Source organism: Haemophilus haemolyticus M19501, assembly GCF_000222025.1.
GTDB classification, from domain to species: Bacteria; Pseudomonadota; Gammaproteobacteria; order Enterobacterales; family Pasteurellaceae; genus Haemophilus; species Haemophilus haemolyticus_G.
Genome location: NZ_AFQO01000005.1, coordinates 1 through 20,141 on the forward strand (window position 1 = coordinate 1; position 20,141 = coordinate 20,141).

The window sequence follows — 20,141 nt, forward strand, 5'->3', positions numbered from 1 at the left end:
TCAAATACAAATTTGGATTTAACTATTTGAGATAAATAGAATAAAGTAAATAAAGAATAAATATAGAATAAATGTAGAACCCCAGTTGAGTGACTGGGGTTTTTGCTTTTTCCTATTATTTGTAAACTTGTTGCACCGTTGTAAAAAATCTCTCCAGACCAACCGCACTTTAAGAGCAAATGTAATAGCCCCTACATCTACAAATAAATTCTAACCTTTTAAAGGAAGTATAACTGCTATGCAGTTCGTACCCTTTGCTATTTAGATAGTTGCTATAAACCTAGAACAAGAGACACCACAATGATGCTGATATGGGCGTTGAAACTTGTTGCAAAAGGTAATTTAAGTAAACCACAATGTTATAAAAATACGTTGGTGTTATATGAAAAATGACAGCAAATTATTGATAACTTATTACATAATGCTGGTGCTTTAGCTCTTTTCTTTATGGCTTATTCTGATGATATTCCTATAGTAGAAAAGCCAGTTAGAACAACGGACTAGATACTGGGCATAAAATTATATTTAAACAATTAGGTGAGTTTATCTCCTGTTATGCAAGTAAGAGGGTAAAGATAAAACATAATTTTAGGGACTGACGTAGATTAGCAAATGTGCTAGTCTATAAAAATAAAGATAACTCATTGTAAATTAAAGAAATCTATACAAAATAAGCTCCTTGAATTTTTTGTATTAGAAGTGACAGCCCGAGCAGCGGCTGATTTACTCGGTATCCAAGCCAATTCAGCGATTTTGTTTTACCGAAAAATTCGTGAAGTCATTAGCTATCATTTAGCCCTTGAAGCCGATGAGGTTTTTGATGGTCAAATTGAGCTTGATGAAAGCTATTTTGGCGGTCATCGTAAAGGAAAACGAGGTCGAGGCGCAGCAGGAAAAGTTGCCGTATTCGGTTTGTTAAAGCGACAAGGAAAAGTATTTACAGTAGTGGTAGAAAATACCAAAACAGAGACATTAATGCCTGTTATTGTGAGGAAAATCAAGCCTGACAGCTGGGTGTATACCGATACTTATCGAAGCTATGATGCTCTTGATGTGAGCAAATTTCACCACGAACGAATCAATCATTCCGAACTATTTGCGGTGAAACAAAACCACATAAATGGAATAGAAAATTTCTGGAGTCAGGCGAAGAGAATCCTCCGAAGATATAATGGAATCGATCGAAAAAACTTTCCTTTATTCTTGAAGGAATGTGAATTTCGGTTTAACTTTGGAGCATCAAAAGAACAGCTTAAAATATTGAGAAAATGGTGTGGTATTTAGGGCTAATCTACGTCAGCTCTTAATTTTAATACTCATCTATAATTTCAGATATTGTATGTATCTTTGGATTTATTGCTTAGATTTGTTCTGCAAAGAACAACGAAATTAGTATAGGGAATTATACCTATTATCTCTACATTCTTATAGTGATGTAATTGTCTTAATATATCTCCTATATTAACTCTCAATTTGCCGTAAATTGCTTTTCTCTAAAGAATATAGGTACTTATAGTTCTATCTTGTGTGGTAGACTTTATAGCTAGACTTTGTCTAGATATAGTTATGATAAAGCCCGATTACATTCAATCGGGCTATATTCTAAAATTTCTGAGATATGCTAAATTTGATATTCCTACCTGTTCCAGAAGCCAATTCGCCTAGATAAGGGTTGTATGCTCGATTGAATAAATTATCCACTGTAATCTTAACATTCATACCTTTAATTTTTGCAGGGCTCCAAGAAAGGAATAGGTTATGTAGGCTGTATCCTCTTGAAACTGGTAATGACCAATATGATGCTTTGGGATCACCAGATAATGGCGATCGATCTTGTCTTCTTACAAACTCAGCACGCCAACCTACTGTGAGATAATATTTTGGAACATTGAAACCTAAAGTAGCAGTTGCCTTTCTAGGGGGTATTTCTGCAATCCATGTTGAGGTTTTACCCCATGGGTTTCTTGGTGAGGTGTCACGTTTTCCTTTTACATAAGAATATGTTAGCTCACCAAATAAATAAGTGGATTGATAATAAGCTTCTAACTCTGCGCCTTGAATAACATAACCTGGCAAATTACGATAATTTCCAATGATTTTAGGACAAACATTATTATTGGTATCTGCAGCATTGCCTACACAATTAACTCCTCTGGTTTTAAATATTTCATTTTTACCACGGTGGTAAAAATAAGTAGCTCTAAATTGAAAGGTATCATCCTCTTGAAATAAATTATTAAGCGTAACAACCCCTCCTCCTCTGGTCTGATTAATCATTTCTTTTTCTAAATTTAAAGAGGTTGCAGGTACAGAAGATTGTTTAAATTGCGTCTCATACTGTTCATCAATAACAGGTGCACGCCAAGTTCTACTAAAATTTGTAAATAAACTTAAATAATGATTTACATCATAATTTAAACCTAAATAATAGGACCAACCATTATAATTTTTCTGACTATAATTATGCCCCGCAGATATATCATTATATTGTGGTGCTAAATTTTTCTGCCCTATATTATTGATATGGTCATAACGCATCCCTGTACTAAAAATTAAATTCTTCCATGTTATTTGATCTTGTAAATAAAACGCCTGTGTATATTGACGTCCAGAAGGCATATAATAAGGTTGGAAATAGCCATAATTATAATCCGCTTTTCCCACTTTACTTTTATCATACATTAAAGTGTGTCTTGTATTTTTTAACCATTGCAAACCAAATAATAGTTCATGCCGAGTACTTTTAATATTAAAAGTACTTGTGTTATTTATATCAAAAGTAAGATCTGAATAAGTTATCCAACTTTTATTTCCTAATGTACCTAGGAATGAAGAAGTGACTTTCTCATGGCGAGTATCATTTTGTGTGGTTTTACTGTAGCTGAACTGAGTAGATAAGTTAATCCATGAGTTATTTTCAGGTAGATAGTTGTATTTTAATGTGTAATTTTCATCTTTTTGATCTCGATAAACCAGTTTACGTTTCCAAGCAATATCAGCACCATAACTCATTATATCCTTCAAACTTGGTTTAGGTAGGATATCTCTTTTCGCTGCGAAAGGCTCCCAGCCTTTATGAATACCATAAACACTTGATAATGTGAGTAAATGCTCGGGTGAAATTTGCCAATTTACTTTTATTAATCCGGTTTTTTGATTATTTTTTGAAAAAAGAATTTTGCTATTATCGGGTCTTTTATAATCGCCAGCATTTCTTACAGAACCAAATAATAATAAATCAATATTTTTTTGTTCATTTTGTAAAACTAGTGCAGTACTATAAGTTTTTTGGTTATTATTGCTATTATTTCCATACTTTAAAAAACCACCTATTTTCTGGTTTTCTTGCAAGAAATCCCTAGCATCCTTGGTTTCAAATTTTACTGTTCCAGCAAAACCACCATTACCATATTGAGGAGAATAATTTCCTTTGTCTACTGTTACTCTTCTTAATAATTCAGGCTCAATAAAAATAGAACCCTGTTGGTATTTTTCAAAACTTTTTGTAGCACCATCTAACTGCACTCTAACATCTTCAGCGTCACCCATTCCATTAATATTTAATGTTTGCCCACCAGGGCGAAACCCGCCAGCCATATTCACACCTGGCAAGATATTAATTAAATTTGCTGCATTATCAGCTTGTTGTTGTTCGATATTTTTCTGTTTTAATACTGAACGACCAGGTAGTTTATTGCTATCATCATTACTGTTCACAATAATAGGTAATAACTCATCTATATTCGAAGAATTTAGATTTGCTGCTACACTCGGTTGAATACTAGCTCCGATTATTAATAAGAAGACACATTCGTTGATTGAAAAATTTTTGCACATGAATCATAACCTTAACGATAATTATTTGTATTAATTTTTCTTATTCTAATAAATGACAATAAAAAAACAAGTCTTTTTGTGGTATAGGAATTACTCTAATGAAAAAACTTGAACAAGTTTTGCCAAAAATTATAGCGGGGTGCTACGAATGAAAGAGAAAAGGGCTTCTTACTAAATTGTTTTATGCAATTCTCACACGGAATTTTAAAAAGGCGGTATTTTTCACTGAAGTGGGGTTTCTATTGACTATTTTGTCCTTTTTATTACAAAATCTGCATCTCATTTAGCCGAAAAATAGTGATAGGTTTCCGCAACATTAATGTCATTGGTTTGGCGATATACCGCTAAAAAGTCAGTTAATTACATAATTTCTTCTGCTTTTTCATAATCCAACACTCACTGATTCATCGTAAGATATAAGATAGAAAAAGTAAGAGAATAAAATAAGCTATCAGTTGATTGAGTGGGGTTTTTACTTTTTTGATTTTTTATATTTTTTCAAATAGACTTTATATGCTCGTTTCAAATCAGATATGTAATATTTCCAGTATGCCGAAAACTTTAGACAAAATAACTTCAAGTATTATCGCTGATCCTCAAAATAAAGATTTTACATGTCGTGGAATTTTCCCTTTATTTTCGGCGCCTAAAACAGCTAGAATTAATATTGTAGGTCAAGCTCCTGGGTTAAAAGCTGAGCAAAGTCGTTTATATTGGAATGATAAAAGCGGTGAGCGTTTACGTGAATGGTTGGGAGTAGATTACGATTATTTTTATAATTCTGGGATGTTTGCGGTTCTTCCTATGGATTTCTATTATCCTGGAAAAGGTAAATCGGGTGACTTACCACCTCGTCAAGGTTTCGCCGAAAAATGGCATCCAATGATTTTAGAGAATTTACCTAATATTCAGCTCACTATTCTTATTGGGCAATATGCACAGAAATATTATTTACCTGAAAACAAAGATAATGTAACTGACACTGTTAAAAATTATCGTCAATTCTTACCGCACTTTATGCCTATTGTGCATCCTTCCCCACGTAATCAGCTTTGGATAACAAAGAATCCCTGGTTTGAAGAACAAGTTATTCCTGAATTACAAATTTTAGTCAAACAGATAATTAATAAAGACTAAGTTTTTCATTTCTTACGCACACATAGTAATAACAATCTCTTTTACTTTATGGATATAATAAAGCCTGTATGCACAGGTTTTTTTATAACGATAATAATGTCTTAGGAGATTTGATGAAAAATTTCAAATATTTTGCTCAGAGTTATGTGGATTGGGTTATTCGTCTTGGGCGCCTTCGTTTTTCTCTTTTGGGCGTGATGATTCTCGCGGTTTTAGCTCTTTGTACTCAGATTTTATTTAGTCTATTTATTGTTCATCAGATTTCTTGGGTCGATATTTTTCGTTCGGTAACTTTTGGCTTACTCACTGCACCTTTTGTTATCTATTTTTTCACTTTATTGGTCGAAAAGCTTGAACATTCTCGTCTTGATCTTTCTAGCTCGGTTAATCGATTGGAAAATGAGGTCGCCGAGCGAATTGCCGCTCAGAAAAAATTATCCCAAGCATTGGAAAAGTTGGAAAAAAATAGCCGTGATAAAAGTACCTTACTTGCCACAATAAGCCATGAATTACGCACGCCATTGAATGGGATTGTGGGGCTTAGCCAGATTTTACTTGATGATGAATTAGACGATCGTCAGCGTAATTATTTAAAAACTATTAACATAAGTGCGGTTAGTTTAGGCTATATTTTTAGCGATATTATTGATTTGGAAAAAATCGATGCCAGCCGAATTGAATTAAATCGCCAGCCAACAGATTTCCCAGCCTTATTAAACGATATTTATAATTTTGCTAGTTTTCTCGCTAAACAAAAAAATCTTATTTTTTCTTTAGAGCTTGAGGCTAATTTGCCTAATTGGTTGAATCTTGATCGTGTTCGCTTGAGCCAAATTTTGTGGAACTTAATTAGTAATGCGGTGAAGTTTACGGATCAGGGAAATATTATTCTTAAAATCATGAGAAATCAGGATTGTTACCATTTTATTGTGAAAGATACAGGAATGGGGATTTCGCCTGAGGAACAAAAACATATTTTTGAAATGTATTATCAAGTGAAAGAAAGCCGTCAGCAAAGTGCGGGTAGCGGTATTGGGCTGGCTATTTCTAAAAATCTCGCTCAGTTAATGGAAGGGGATTTAACGGTTGAAAGTGAACGAGGAAAAGGTGCGACTTTCCATCTTACTCTCCACGCTCAAGAAATTTCTGAAAAAGAATCCGTTAAGAAAAATATTCCATACTTGGACATTCTTTTAGTGGAGGATGTTGACCTCAATATAATGGTTGCGAAAACTATTTTAGAAAAACTTGGGCATCATGTTGATGTTGCGACAAATGGCAAGCAGGCGATCACTTTATTTGAGAAAAATGTTTACGACATTTTATTGCTAGATATTAAATTACCAGATATGAGTGGTTTTGAAATCGCCCAATATTTGCGAGAGAACTATGAAAACGGTATTTATGATTTTTTACCGCCAATGATTGCTTTTACCGCCAATGTTATGCAAAGCGAGCAAGAATATTTAGAAATGGGCATGGATGGCGTATTACGTAAACCCATTTCAATTAAGGATTTACACCATTGTCTGCAGCAATTTTTTGCGGATGAAAGCGAATCTACTATAGAAATGAATGATGATAATGAGCTTTCAGAACAGTTTGATTTAGCGCTGATAGAAACGCTTGGAAAATCCCAAATTTTAGAAAATTTATCTTTATTCAAACAAACTATGCCAAATTATCTTGCTCAATTATCAAAAGATAATATGAAAGAAACAGAAGAAACAGCCCATAAAATTAAAGGAGCAGCATCATCGGTAGGGTTAAATTATTTACGTCAATTAGCGGATACTTTAGAAAGTGCGGCTAAAAATTCTGATATTTTTAATTGCGCTGAATTGATTGATGAAATTGGAAATCACTGGTTAGAAAATGTGGAAGACTTAGCTCAATTTTGTGAATACTAATGAATTTTTATTTGGACAGATAACAATAATCCAGCAGTTTTAGGATCAAACTGCTGGATTTAATGATTGATATATTAAATTTAAATCTTTCCCCCAACCCCTTTAAATTTCTCTACAAATGCAGCAATTTTTTGGAAAATCGTCTGTTTTTTAGTGAGATATTGCGGGTTAAGCGGGCTCATTTTTGGCAATACTTCATTAAGTGCCGTGCCGTTTTCACTGGCATATTCGCGTTTTAATGAAGTGCTGATATAGCGTTTTGCTGCATCGACATTCAAATTTTCTTCTTGAATTAAGGTTTCTGCTTCTTTTTGTTGCTCGTTCTGGGCAAAAAGGAAAAAGGCATCAATCAAGCTTGCTTTATCGGGAATATCATCTAAATTTGTTTGGTTGATAAAATCGACAATCAAGCTCTCTTTCGCACGGTTACCCAAACTTGAACGAACTGTGCGGCGGATTTCATCAATTAACACCTCTTTGTCTTGGTTTTTCTTATGATGTTCGAAAATTAACGCAAGAATATAATCCAAATTGATTTCTTGAGATTTTAATAAATCTACTTCAAATACGACATCATCCCAATTTATCGGCGAATTATCCTTATCATTCCCCTCTTTTCTTTGGCGTAACCAATCGCGAATATCATTATAAGTTGAACGATAATCTTGCTCTGTTCTTACTGGTAAAGTAGGAACTTTCAGCATTTCTGCAATTTGTTCATCATTCACATAATGTACTCGCTTGAATTTTTCCATTGCAATCGGATCATTTAAATCGACCGCTTGTAAGGCTTGCAATGCTGCAAACTCATCGTAATTCTGCAAAATATTTTTGACACGTAGATATTCACCAAATAATTTTACAAACTCTTTTTTATCTTGCTCTGTTTCGATTTCTGTTGGATTAGGAAAGCGATTTTGTAGCTCTTGAACAACCTCTAAATAACCACGTTGATTGTCATCACCGTTAAAATAGCTGTCATAGCTTTTCTCTAGTACGACATTCTTCGTATTTTTATCGCCAAATAGCGTGATTGCATCAATGGTATTTTGTTCCAAATCGCGGAAAGTGACGATATTCCCAAAGGTTTTAGTTGTGTCATAAATGCGGTTGGTGCGAGAAAAAGCCTGCATTAATCCGTGATAACGCAAGTTTTTGTCCACGAAAAGAGTATTCAACGTAGGGGCATCAAAGCCTGTTAAGAACATTCCGACCACAATCAGTAAATCCACTTCCTGATTTTTCACACGTTTGACAAGATCGCGATAGTAATTTTGGAATGATTGACTATCTACGCCATAATTCGTGCCAAAGTAGTGATTGTAATCATCAATGGCTTTTGTTAAAAATTCTTTTGTCGTACTGTTTAGAGCAGTGGGTTCAAAGGTCTCATCTGGAATATCGCCAATCGCATCTTGCTCTTCATTGGCGGTAAACGAAAAGATTGTTGCAATTTTTAACGGATATTCCTGCTCTACCTGTAAATTTTGTAAGGTTTCGTAATAACGTTTTGCTGCTTCCACACTGCTTACCGCAAACATTGCATTAAAGCCTTTACCTGTGGCGTTCAAGCGGTGGGTTTTTTGTTTAAAATTGTTAAGCAAATATTGCGAGATTTCTTTAATACGCTCAGGGTGTAAAAAGGCTTGTTTCTGCTCAAGTGCGGTTAATTTTTCAGGATCTTTTTCTGTTTCTAAGGCTTTAAATTGTGGGCGGACATCGTTGTAATCGACCTTGAATTTCAGTACTTTGTCATCACGAATAGCATCGGTAATCACATAAGAATGCAATTCCGTACCGAACACACTTGTTGTCGTTTCCGCACCTAATGCGTTTTCAGGGAAAATAGGTGTGCCAGTAAAACCAAATTGATAGAATTTTTTGAATTTACGTTTTAGATTTTTTTGTGCTTCGCCAAATTGGGAGCGATGTGCTTCATCGAAAATAAAGACCACCTGTTTTTGATAAATAGACAGGTTTTCTTCGCTTTTCATTAAATTATTCAATTTTTGAATGGTGGTGACGATAATTTTGTTATCATCTTTTTCAATATTGCGTTTAAGCCCTGCGGTACTTTCCGATCTATTCACGCTATCAGGCGAAAAACGCTGATATTCTTTCATCGTTTGGTAGTCTAAGTCTTTACGATCGACCACAAAAAAGACTTTATCAATAAAATCAAGTTCAGTCGCAAGGCGAGAGGCTTTAAAACTGGTGAGGGTTTTGCCTGAGCCTGTAGTGTGCCAAATATAGCCACCACTTTCTTTGTTGCTCCAATTTTTGGCGTGATATGAACTTTGAATTTTCCATAAAATACGCTCAGTGGCGGCAATTTGATACGGACGCATAATCAATAGAGTGTCGGAAACATCAAACACGCAGTAATTTACCAACACATTGAGCAAAGTATTCTTTTGCAAGAAAGTCGCGGTAAAATCCTTTAAATCTTTAATCAGCGTATTTTTTGCCGTTGCCCAATTCATTGTGAAATCAAAGCTATTTTTATTGCGTTTCGTTGTGTTGGCAAAATAGCGGGTGTCGGTTCCGTTGGAGATTACAAAAATTTGCAGATATTTGAAAAGTGAATTTTCTTTATTGAAACTTTCTTTGCTGTAGCAATGAATTTGATTAAAGGCTTCACGAATGGCTACGCCGCGTTTTTTTAGTTCAATATGTACAAGCGGTAAACCATTCACCAAAATTGTCACATCATAACGATTATCATAGCTGCCAGTTTGCTCAAATTGATTGATGACTTGCAGAGAATTATTGGCAAGATTTTTCTTATCAAGCAAACAGATATTCTGAATGCGTCCGTTATCGAACACAAAATCATAAATATAATCATCGTGAATTTTGCGGGTTTTCTCAATCAGACTATCGCGCGGTTTATCCAAATATTCCTCTAAAAAACGTTGCCATTCTGCATCGGAGAAAACCACGTTATTTAAGCGTTATAATTGCGCCCGTAAGTTTTTAATCAACGCATCATGACCATTGATTTCTTGTAAATACTCATAGCCTTGCGCCTGTAAATCACGAATAAACTCATGCTCAAGGCTCCCTTCTGTTTGATAACCCGCATTAGGCTCTTCCACAAATTTATTATATTGATCTAAAACGATAAAATTATTGGATTCAGCGATAGTTTTGTATTGGGTCATGGTTTTTCCTTAGTATATTTTTCAGTTATTCAGTAATACTGAATAACTTGAGTTATTATAAGTTATTGAATAATAAGATTATTTTTGTTGAATATATTTTCTGGTCGTAATTTTTATAGTTTAAATATTAATCAAGAAAACTTTAGTTTTAACTAAAGAACTTGACCTCGGATCCATATTTTTATACTATGCGTGCCAACAGTTCCCCTGGCTTTGCCAACTCAAGTGGTTGGATTCACAAGGCTAGGGGCCATTTTTTCCATAGATTCCATTCTTTTAGGTCAATAACTAATCCTGTATCTTTTATTGAAATTGCATTATTTTGCACCTTAGGAAATTCATCAAGAACCGCTAAAAAACGTTCTCCCCAAGTTGAATTTGGACAAATAATATCTAACATTCTTTTCATCAAACAAAAATATACGAATACTTGTTTCGTGGAAAGCATTTTCCACTGTGGGTCATTTAGCCCTTTCAAGGTTGCATTTATAGGAATAGAACGATTCCATAATCTGCTATGATGTGCAGAAATGTTGCGAATGATGTTAAAAGCGTGAAGATGCGTTTGTAAATGTCTTCCACTTTTTAAATGATATATTTTAGCAATATGGTCTTTATCTTCCTCTTTCATCCCACTATAAAGTTTTGACATTGTGCCAAAATCCCAAACTTCACAGCATACCCAAATAGGCAGATCTTCATATTGTTCTAAATGATGTTTTACAAAACTTGTTTTTCCTTCTCGGCGAATTAAACTATCAAGTCTATCTAACCATTCTGAATGTCGGAAATTAGAATCAAAAAATTCACTTTTTTTGTGGGCGAGCGGATGATATTTTCCTAATTGATAAGCAATATTCACACGCATAGCGACTTCAATTCTTTCTAAAGCATCAAGTGCTAATTGTCGTAATTTTTTATCAAAAAGGTAAAGTTGTTTTACATCAGTAAAAGATGTATTTTCAATAAAGCGGTCTAATTTTTTCTCAGGATTACAAATATCTATTTGGCGAAAAGGATAAAGATAGCCACTAACACGATAATATCCAATGGTTTTTAAATAACCTAAGGCCTTGGTTTCGTTATCAATGATAAGTCCTCTTTCTTTTAAGCGGGAAAGCTGCTCATCAAAACTTTTCCATTCTTTTAATGTTTTTGGCATATTTTCTTATTGTTTAAAATTTAGTAATAATTCTCTGTAATACTCATACCGCTTTTGGCTTTGTTCAATTGCCAACGGCAAGCCTTCGGTGATGGAATTGGTTAAGGTTTCAAATTTATCGAGGATTGAAACGATGCGGTGTTGTTCTTCGATTGACGGAACAAAAATAGGAATTTCATTCAAAATAGCTTGTGTTAAGCTCGGTCTGCCTGAACCTGTATCCAATTTTGTTAAATCTACCGTTTTCATAAAATGATAAAAGTATTTTGGTACAATTTGAGTTGTGTCAATTTCTGTATAGTAAATCGTATCAACGTTCCAAAATGGTTCTTCAAGGTAAAATATGTTTGTAATAGTTCCTTTTCGTGGAATTAATACCGTAGGTCTATCGTATGAATATGTATCAACATATCCCATAATCCCACCTGAACCATATATTGGAATATTACCTTCCCCAAGATGTTTCCAATCTTTTCCATTTTTGATTTTAGCCACATCAATAAGTTTCTTCTTCCCCCCCCCCGAATTTAATTGTTCTAAACTATCAAAAGATAATAATTTTTCTCGATAGTATTCATATTGTTTCTGGCGTAGTATAAGCTCGCTGGTAAGCTCGCTGGTAAGCTCGCTGGTAAGCTCGCTGGTAAGCTCGCTGGTAAGCTCGCTGGTAAGCTCGCTGGTAAGCTCGCTGGTAAGCTCGCTGGTAAGCTCGCTGGTAAGAGCTGTCAATGCGTCCAAAATTCGGACGATTTCGGTTTGGACAGAGAGTGGGGGGATGGGGATTGGAATTTGTTGCAGTTTAGCTTTTGTTAATTTTGCACGTTCCTTTCCAGCTAAGAATGGAATGAAATTCATATTAGTTAAATAATGGTATAAAAAACGATTATTTAATTTTTCTTTGCCATTCACTACATGGACGTGGTTATTTGCCCAAAATTTACCTACAGCCCATTGAATAGAGTAATTTTCTAGACTAGCAGAACCATCTTCAGCAATTAATACAAATTCGCCCTCGTGAGTATATCCTTCGACATAATCTTGGATATTATTAGCACCATAATATGGAATATTCCCTGACACTCGTAAGGATGATTTAACTGGTTTTCTTGCATTATTGACGATATTGGCAACTTCATCTAAAGGCTTCCACTCAACCTCAGCCCCATTCAATAATTTCTCTAAAAAAGTGCGGTTGTTTTTCATTGTGTTTTTTGTTGTTCCTCGTAGGGTGGCTTTAGCCCACCGTGTGCTATCGTAAATTGGTGGGCTAAAGCCCACCCTACACTTTATGCTTCAATCTCAGCCACAATCTTGTCAATTTCCGCACGCAAGCGGTCAATATTGGTAACAGTTTCACGAATTTGAGCATTGAGTTCATTAATATTAATTACTTCGCGGGTGTCTTTTTGTTCCACATACGAACTCACTGCAAGGTTGTAGTCATTTTGGGCGATTTCTTCAAAGGATACGGATTTTGCCAAATGCGGCACATCTTCTTTATCAGCAAAGAGTTTTAGGATTTGCTCGATATGTTCCTCTTCTAAAATGTTGTTATTAGTGGCAGATTTAAATAAACCGCTGGCGTCGATAAATTGAGTTTGGGTATTGGGTTTGTGCTTGGACAAAACCAAAATATTCACGGCAATACTGGTGCCGTAAAATAGATTAGGTGCAAGGGCAATCACTGTTTCCACAAAATTATTATCCACCAAATATTGACGAATTTTTTGCTCCGCACCGGCACGATAAAAAATGCCGGGGAAGGAGACAATCGCCGCCCTGCCTTTGCCTGAAAGATAGCTTAATGCGTGTAAAATAAAGGCAAAATCTGCTTTTGATTTTGGAGCAAGCACACCTGCGGGGGCAAATCGTTCATCGTTAATCAATGTGGGATCGTCGGAGCCAACCCATTTCACGGAGTAAGGCGGGTTGGAAACAATGGCATCGAAAGGTTTATCATCGCCAAATTGTGGTTCCATTAAGGTGTTGCCTAAAGCAATATCAAACTTGTCGTAGTTGATGTTATGCAAAAACATATTCATACGGGCAAGGTTGTATGTGGTGTGGTTTATTTCCTGCCCGAAAAAGCCTTCTTCAATAATATGTTCATCAAATTGTTTTTTGGCTTGAAGCAAAAGTGAGCCAGAACCTGCTGCGGGGTCATAAATTTTATTGACTGAGGTTTGCCCGTGCATTGCAATTTGAGCAATGAGTTTGGATACGCTTTGCGGCGTGAAAAATTCGCCACCAGATTTGCCTGCATTGGCAGCATAGTTAGAAATAAGATATTCGTATGCATCGCCAAATAAATCAATGTGGTTATCTTCAAATTTGCCAAAATCAAGTTCAGCCACGCCTTTCAAAACAGCTGTTAAGCGGTCGTTTTTATCTTTTACGGTATTGCCTAAGCGATTGCTGGTGGTATCAAAATCGGCAAATAAGCCTTTGATATCCTGTTCGGAAGGGTAGCCAGTAGCAGAATTTTCGATATCTGTAAAAATGCTTTTCAGATCCGTATTTAAATTCGGATTAGTATTGGCTGTTGCCACGACATTTTTAAATAACTGGCTTGGGTAAATAAAGTAACCTTTGGTTTTTATGGCATCCGTTTTAATTTCAGGTGTGATGATTTCATCAGGCAATTTAGCGTAATTTACACTTTCATCACCCGCTTCAATATAATTGGTAAAGTTTTCACTAATAAAACGATAGAAAAGTGTGCCAAGCACATATTGTTTAAAATCCCAACCATCGACGGAACCACGCACATCATTAGCAATTTGCCAAATTTTGCGTTGGAGTTCGGCACGTTGTTGCATTGCTATTGTCATAAAATCCTCAAAATATTTTATGTAATGAGTTAAATAAAGATGTGAAAAATTATACAGGAAATGAGTATGTTATGTGTGAGTTTCTATGCGTTTATCCCTAAAACTTCATTTGGGTTGTTTGTAAAAAATAATAGCTCGTCTGAAGGTTCTGCCTTGATAAAGTGCGGTTGAAATTTGCAATGTTTTTATGAAGGGCTTTTTTAGAGGAAAATATTTGAAAAAGGGCATGTCGTGCATGCCCTATAGTTTGGTGTATTAGTTCATAATTCCTTTATGTCTTAATAACGCATCTAATTGCGGTTCACGACCACGGAAGCGTTTGAAGAGTTCCATTGGTTCTTCTGAGCCACCACGAGTGAGAATTTCATCTAAGAATGATTTGCCGGTGATTGGGTTGAAAATACCTTCTTCTTCAAAGCGTGAATAAGCATCAGCCGATAAGACTTCAGCCCATAAATAGCTGTAATAACCTGCAGCGTAGCCCCCCGCAAAAATATGGCTGAAGCTGTGCGGGGTTCTTGCCCAATCTACGCCTTTTATGACGGCAACTTGTGATTTCACTGATTTAAGTGTCTCTAAAATTTGATTGTTTTTTTCCGCATCAAAGGTGTGATGCAAGCGGAAATCAAAAATCCCGAATTCAAGCTGACGCAAGATAAACATTGCGGCTTGGAAATTTTTCGCTTTTAACAATTGCGTGAGTTTTTCTTTTGGCAACGGCTCGCCTGTTTCGTAATGCCCTGAAATAAACGCCAAAGCCTCTTCTTCCCAACACCAGTTTTCCATAAATTGACTTGGTAATTCTACGGCATCCCAAGGCACGCCGTTAATACCCGCTACATCGGAAACATCAATTTGCGTAAGCATATGATGGATTCCGTGACCAAATTCGTGGAATAGGGTAGTCACTTCATCGTGCGTAAATAACGCTGGCTTATTTCCTATCGGTGCATTGAAGTTGCAAGTTAAATAAGCCACAGGAGTTTGAATGCTGCCATCTAGTTTGCGTTTACGTCCGATACAGTCATCCATCCACGCACCACCACGTTTGTGTTCGCGCGCATATAAATCAAGATAGAAACTGCCTCGGAGTTGATCGTTTTCATCGATTAAATCAAAGAAACGTACATCTTTATGCCAAGTATCCACGCCTTTGCATTCAATTGCACGAATATTAAAAATGCGTTTAATCAATTCAAACAGTCCCGAAATCACGCGATTTTCGGGAAAATATGGGCGAAGTTCTTCATCATTAATGGCGTATAAATGTTGTTTTTGTTTTTCGCTGTAAAAACCAATATCCCAAGGTGCAAGTTCAGTGACACCAAATTCTTTTTCGCAGTAATCTTTCAATTCTTGCAGTTCTTTTTCGCCTTGTGGTTTGGCACGTTCGGCAAGATGATCTAAGAAATCAAGCACTTGTTGTGGGTTTTCTGCCATTTTGGTGGCAAGTGAAAGTTCGGTATAAGTATTAAAACCGAGTAATTTCGCCAATTCCACGCGTAATGTAAGAATTTCTTCCATAACTTTACTGTTGTCCCATTTGCCAGCATTAGGGCCTTGCTCTGAGGCACGTGTTGCATAAGCACGGTACATTTCTTCACGCAATGCACGATTTTCACAGTAAGTCATCACAGGCAAATAACTTGGGATTTCTAACGTAAAACGATAGCCTTTCAATCCTTTACTTTCGGCAGATTGTTGTGCAGCTTGTAGTGCGGATTCAGGTAAGCCAGCAAGTTCTGCTTCGTTTTCAATGACTTTTTCCCAACCCATGGTGGCATCTAATACGTTATTGCTAAATTGTGAATTTAATTCCGATAAGCGCGTCACAATTTCGCCATAACGTTGTTGTTTCTCTTCTGAAAGCCCAATGCCTGAAAGTTCAAAATCACGCAGTGAATTTTCAATGGCTTTCTTTTGCGCAATAGAATAGTCCGCAAATTCAGCACTGTTTTTTAACGCTAAATAGGCATTATAAAGCCCTTTATGCTGACCAACCCAAGTGCTGTATTCAGAAAGTAACGGTAAGCACGCTTGATAGGCTTCACGTAATTCAGCGCTATTTTTTACTGAATTGAGATGAGAAACAGGTGACCAAGCACGATTTAAGCGATCATTAGTTTCTGTTAAAGGTAAAATGAAATTTTCCCAAGTAAAGTGCGGTTGTTTTAACACTTGTTCTATCGTATAGCGACAATCTTGAATTAATTTTTCAACAGCTGGTTGAATATGTTCTGGCTTGATTTGTGAAAATGGCGGTAAGCCTTGAATGTTAAGTAATGGGTTTGACATAGACATAAATGTTCCTTTTTTGAAAACTACTTTTTATGTGACGGCAAATTCTATAATATCAAGGTTGAAAAATCTAAAAAATCAGTAATAATGGTTCGCATTTTCTTTTTTATTAGGGGCATTATGAAGTTTATTTACATTGTTTTAGGTTTTCTTTCACTTGCACTTGGCATCATTGGGATTTTCCTTCCTCTTTTGCCTACCACGCCGTTTTTATTACTTACTTTATTTTTCTTTGCAAAAGGTTCAAAACGCTTAGAACAATGGTTTTTAGGCACAAGTATTTACCAAAAACATCTCAAGTCCTTTAATGAAAATCGGTCATTAAAGAAAAATACCAAAATTTGTATTTTGACTTTTGTTACCACAATGCTACTAATTGGTTTCTATTTCACGCCAAGTGTAATAGGGCGTAGTGTTATTGTTGCATTGATTTGTATTAAGTTTTGGTTCTTCTTATTTTGGGTTAAAACCGAAAATGAATAATTTGTTCGCGTTGTGCCAACGAAGTGCGGTTATTTTTTCCATTGTTTTTACGGTGGTGGCTTGTGATAAATTGGATAATCCCAAGCCTGTTTCGCCACAAGTTGAGGCACCGAAAAATACTCAATTAGAATCTAACCGAATTGAATTAAAACGCGGTGTTTACGGCGATTTGACTTTGCAACCTTGGCAAGCACAAAACGAAGAACAAATGCAATTATTACGCGATCTTTTTGAAGGCTTAACGGCTTATGATACGCAAGGTAATCTTGTTCCAGCTGTAGCAGAAAGTTGGCAAACCGAAGACAATAAAACTTGGATTTTCACTTTGCGTGAAAATGCCAAATGGTCAAATGGTGAAGCAGTAACAGCATCAGATTTTGTGCAATCTTGGCAAGCACTTTCTCAATCTGAAAGCCCGCTAAAAAATTATTTGGCTTTTATGAATCTGAAAAATGCTAAGGCAGTATTGGAAAAAACGCAAGCTGTGGAATCTCTAGGATTGTTCGCTGAAAATGACTGCACTTTACGCATTGAATTAGATAAAGCATCGCCATATTTACCTTCTATGCTGGCACATGTCAGTCTTTTACCTCGCTATACGAAAGCGACTGAAACCCTTATCAGCAATGGCGCCTATCAATTACAAAGCCAAGATAATAATCAGCAAGTTTTAACTGCCAATCCTTATTATTGGGCAAAAGAAAAAGTGATATTTCAGCAAGTGAAGTATCAAAAAATTACAGCAGATGCAGATTTGTCTAATTTTGATGTTGTATTGAATCCGAAAAAAGTCGATCAGAATATCCAAGATTATCCGCAACTTTGTACTTACTTCTATGAGTTTAATCTTGCCGATCCTATTTTACAGAAAAGTGCGGTAAGAAAAGCGATTGTTTCGATGGTTTCTACGAAAAATTTAGTTGCAGATATTGCTCATCTTCATCCAAGTAATACTTTTTTACCTAAATCTATGCTAGGTGAGCAAGAATCTGTTTGGGAGCCAGTTGTTGCAGAACAGCTTCTTTCCCAAAATCAAATTAGTGAAACTCATCCGTTGAAATTACGCATTCGTTATGATGATTCGTCTCTGAATCAAACCATTGCAACGCAATTAAATCGTCAGTTATCACAATCAGATTTATTACGAGTTGAAAATCAAGGGGTGAGTTGGCAAGAATTGCAAACAGCTCGCACAAAAGGTGATTTTCAATTAATTCGTTCTGGCTGGTGTGCTGATTTTAATGATCCCGTCGCTTTCTTAAATTTGTTCTATTCCAAAAGCCCTGATAACAAGAATGGCTATAAAAATGCAGAATTTGATCGTTTATTTGAAAGTGCAATGACGACGATATCCGAAAAAATGCGGTTAGAAAATTACGCAAAATTAAAAGGGATAGTTCAACAAGAATATTTAGTGTTACCCATTTTTCAATATAGTACGCCAGTTTATCTCGCACCAAGCATAATGGGCGCGCAAGTAAATTCTGTTGGAACTATTTATAGTAAAGATTTATGGCGAAAGGTTAAAAATTAGTAATCACGCTTGCAATCAAGGAAAGAATTCTTTAAGATTGGAGGCATTGGGGACAACTCCTACATCGTCCCCGTAGCGATTATCTTAGATAACTGTTCCGGAACAGCTAACTAAACAACAGATAATCAAGAAAATGAAAAAGGTCATTTTTTTCATTTTACTTACTCCTGATAAGCCCCGATCTTTGGAATACGAGACGGGGTTTCTCGTTTTTAGCAATATGCTAAAAAATCTTTTGATTATTCCGTGGCATAAAGTTTAAATAAAAAAGCCATGCTGTTCAATATTACAGTATGGCTTTTTTTACATGCATTGTTTTATTAAATAATCTCTTCTTGGCAATGTGGGCAGGTCATTAAATGTTGTTCATCATTGTTATGCACAATGTAATGCCCCATTTTTTTCGCTTTAGTATCAAGATATTTTGTGTTGTAGCGGTTTTCGCCCACATTAAGAGGAACTCTCTCAACTACGTTGATACCTGCTTTTTTCATGGTTTCTACTTTTTCTGGGTTGTTGGTCATCAAACGAACTTTTTTTACCCCGAGTAGCTCAAACATATCGGCACAGACTTCAAAGTTGCGTTCATCCGCTTTGAAACCTAAAGCAAGATTAGCTTCAATGGTATCCATTCCTTTATCTTGTAAAGAATAAGCACGGATTTTATTAATCAAACCAATTCCGCGACCTTCTTCACGATGATAAATTAAGACACCACGACCTTCTTCTTGAATTTGTTTCAATGCTGTCGCCAGTTGGAACCCACAATCGCATTTTAAGCTGTGAAGTGCATCGCCAGTTAAACATTCAGAATGGATACGTGCTAATACAGGTTCATCAGCATTAGAAATATCGCCCATCACTAAGGCTACATGTTCTTTTTTTGTATCTAGGAATTCAAATCCCACCATTTTGAAAATACCGTATTCAGTGGGTAAATTGGCTTGCGCAACTAGCTGAATTTTTGCCATAAAGTGATCCTTATTCGTAGTCATTTCTGTTAGAATGCGCGCGTTATTTTTTATTATCAAGGGGCGAGCATGTTTAAAAGGCTGTCATTATATACGTTATTACTTTGTCTTGTACCATTTTTTATTTGGGGTATTTCCTATCAGTGGCATGGCAATAGCCAATTAACTGAAGCTGATTATTGGCTTTATTTGCTCACTGAAACGGGTAGCGTACCTTATGCGTTGATTACCTGTGTGTTATTTACGCTTTTGTTTACGTTTTTATTCAAGAATCCAAAACAATGGATATTAGGCGTAATTGTGATGGGGATTTCTGTTATTGCAACTCAAGCCGCAAAAACGGGGGCAAAAGCATTATTTGAAGAACCTCGTCCGTTCACCGTTTATCTAGCTGAGCAAACTCATTCAACGCCTGAAAATTTTTATAAAAATGACCGCACTTTGCGTGCAGAAATGGCTAAGGATTTTTATTCGATGGATTCCATCACACCAGCTTGGTTAGTTCATCATTATGAAAATGAAACGGGGTATTCGTTCCCCTCTGGACATACGATTTTTGCGGCAACTTGGCTTATGCTTGCTGTTGGCTTTACCCAATTATTAGGTAACCGTTCTTTTAAAGCAAAATTGCTGGTGGCGGGTATTGCAGTGTGGGGCTTGTTGATGTTGATTAGCCGTGTGCGATTAGGCATGCATTACCCAATTGATTTATTAGTGGCGACATTACTGGCATGGTTGATTAATAGTATTATTTTTGCCTTTTTGAAGAAAAAGGCGATCTTCGTCATAAAATAATGATTTAAGTGCGGTTAAA

Annotated in this window: 12 protein-coding genes and 2 pseudogenes; 6 read left to right on the top strand and 8 right to left on the bottom strand. The window is 35.9% G+C overall.

Going from position 1 to position 20,141, the window contains the following annotated elements; genetic code table 11:
• Window positions 1-630 precede the first annotated feature (630 nt).
• A complete protein-coding gene (locus GG9_RS06515; protein WP_032825042.1) occupies window positions 631-1,284 on the top strand; it encodes an IS1595 family transposase in 654 nt (217 codons plus the stop codon).
• A gap of 125 nt (window positions 1,285-1,409) precedes the next feature.
• On the opposite strand, the pseudogene GG9_RS09255 reads toward GG9_RS06515, so the two are convergent.
• Window positions 1,410-1,493, bottom strand: a pseudogene (locus GG9_RS09255) (IS200/IS605 family transposase); the annotation flags it as partial.
• 109 nt (window positions 1,494-1,602) lie between these two features.
• The gene (locus GG9_RS06510) at window positions 1,603-3,837 is read right to left on the bottom strand and encodes a TonB-dependent hemoglobin/transferrin/lactoferrin family receptor (RefSeq protein WP_005630596.1); all 2,235 of its coding nucleotides are present in this window, start codon (window positions 3,835-3,837) and stop codon (window positions 1,603-1,605) included.
• A gap of 549 nt (window positions 3,838-4,386) precedes the next feature.
• Here GG9_RS06510 and GG9_RS06505 point away from each other — a divergent pair.
• Window positions 4,387-4,974, top strand: a complete 588-nt coding sequence (locus tag GG9_RS06505) for a uracil-DNA glycosylase family protein (protein ID WP_032825043.1) — start codon at window positions 4,387-4,389, stop codon at window positions 4,972-4,974.
• 113 nt (window positions 4,975-5,087) lie between these two features.
• Window positions 5,088-6,884: an ATP-binding protein gene (locus GG9_RS06500; RefSeq protein WP_005630602.1), complete on the top strand. Its 1,797-nt coding sequence runs from the start codon at window positions 5,088-5,090 to the stop codon at window positions 6,882-6,884.
• Window positions 6,885-6,964: 80 nt separating this feature from the next.
• On the opposite strand, the pseudogene GG9_RS06495 reads toward GG9_RS06500, so the two are convergent.
• From GG9_RS06495 to prlC, 5 genes and pseudogenes are all read right to left on the bottom strand, one after another.
• Window positions 6,965-10,048, bottom strand: a pseudogene (locus GG9_RS06495) (type I restriction endonuclease subunit R).
• Window positions 10,049-10,283: 235 nt separating this feature from the next.
• Complete coding sequence (locus GG9_RS06490; RefSeq protein WP_005630608.1) at window positions 10,284-11,210, bottom strand: Abi family protein; 927 nt, start codon at window positions 11,208-11,210, stop codon at window positions 10,284-10,286.
• Between the two features lie 6 nt (window positions 11,211-11,216).
• Window positions 11,217-12,413: a restriction endonuclease subunit S gene (locus GG9_RS06485; protein ID WP_032825045.1), complete on the bottom strand. Its 1,197-nt coding sequence runs from the start codon at window positions 12,411-12,413 to the stop codon at window positions 11,217-11,219.
• Between the two features lie 83 nt (window positions 12,414-12,496).
• The gene (locus tag GG9_RS06480) at window positions 12,497-14,041 is read right to left on the bottom strand and encodes a type I restriction-modification system subunit M (RefSeq protein ID WP_005630618.1); all 1,545 of its coding nucleotides are present in this window, start codon (window positions 14,039-14,041) and stop codon (window positions 12,497-12,499) included.
• Between the two features lie 255 nt (window positions 14,042-14,296).
• On the bottom strand, window positions 14,297-16,336 hold the full coding sequence (gene prlC, locus GG9_RS06475) for an oligopeptidase A (RefSeq protein WP_032825055.1): 2,040 nt from the start codon (window positions 16,334-16,336) through the stop codon (window positions 14,297-14,299).
• A 123-nt stretch (window positions 16,337-16,459) separates the two neighbouring features.
• Between prlC and GG9_RS06470 the strand changes: the two genes are divergently transcribed.
• Both GG9_RS06470 and GG9_RS06465 read left to right on the top strand, forming a co-directional pair.
• Entirely contained in the window at window positions 16,460-16,822 is a 363-nt protein-coding gene (locus tag GG9_RS06470; protein WP_032825046.1) for a YbaN family protein, read from the top strand.
• Entirely contained in the window at window positions 16,815-18,356 is a 1,542-nt protein-coding gene (locus tag GG9_RS06465) for a peptide ABC transporter substrate-binding protein (protein ID WP_005630622.1), read from the top strand. Before GG9_RS06470 ends, GG9_RS06465 begins: the two co-directional genes overlap by 8 nt.
• 320 nt (window positions 18,357-18,676) lie before the next feature.
• Here the strand turns inward: GG9_RS06465 and ribA are convergent, their stop codons facing one another.
• Window positions 18,677-19,327: a GTP cyclohydrolase II gene (gene ribA / locus GG9_RS06460; protein WP_005630623.1), complete on the bottom strand. Its 651-nt coding sequence runs from the start codon at window positions 19,325-19,327 to the stop codon at window positions 18,677-18,679.
• Between the two features lie 69 nt (window positions 19,328-19,396).
• Here ribA and GG9_RS06455 point away from each other — a divergent pair, with 69 nt between their 5' ends.
• Window positions 19,397-20,122 (top strand): phosphatase PAP2 family protein, encoded by a 726-nt coding sequence (locus tag GG9_RS06455; RefSeq protein ID WP_005630624.1) that lies wholly within the window; start codon window positions 19,397-19,399, stop codon window positions 20,120-20,122.
• The last annotated feature ends 19 nt before the right edge of the window (window positions 20,123-20,141 follow it).

Coding starts and splice junctions, on each gene's coding strand:
- GG9_RS06485 (WP_032825045.1), bottom strand. CDS start 12,413: ATGAAAAACAACCGCACTTTTTTAGAGAAATTATTGAATGGGGCTGAG.
- GG9_RS06470 (WP_032825046.1), top strand. CDS start 16,460: ATGAAGTTTATTTACATTGTTTTAGGTTTTCTTTCACTTGCACTTGGC.
- GG9_RS06480 (WP_005630618.1), bottom strand. CDS start 14,041: ATGACAATAGCAATGCAACAACGTGCCGAACTCCAACGCAAAATTTGG.
- GG9_RS06490 (WP_005630608.1), bottom strand. CDS start 11,210: ATGCCAAAAACATTAAAAGAATGGAAAAGTTTTGATGAGCAGCTTTCC.
- prlC (WP_032825055.1), bottom strand. CDS start 16,336: ATGTCAAACCCATTACTTAACATTCAAGGCTTACCGCCATTTTCACAA.
- GG9_RS06510 (WP_005630596.1), bottom strand. CDS start 3,837: ATGTGCAAAAATTTTTCAATCAACGAATGTGTCTTCTTATTAATAATC.
- GG9_RS06500 (WP_005630602.1), top strand. CDS start 5,088: ATGAAAAATTTCAAATATTTTGCTCAGAGTTATGTGGATTGGGTTATT.
- GG9_RS06455 (WP_005630624.1), top strand. CDS start 19,397: ATGTTTAAAAGGCTGTCATTATATACGTTATTACTTTGTCTTGTACCA.
- GG9_RS06505 (WP_032825043.1), top strand. CDS start 4,387: ATGCCGAAAACTTTAGACAAAATAACTTCAAGTATTATCGCTGATCCT.
- GG9_RS06465 (WP_005630622.1), top strand. CDS start 16,815: ATGAATAATTTGTTCGCGTTGTGCCAACGAAGTGCGGTTATTTTTTCC.
- ribA (WP_005630623.1), bottom strand. CDS start 19,327: ATGGCAAAAATTCAGCTAGTTGCGCAAGCCAATTTACCCACTGAATAC.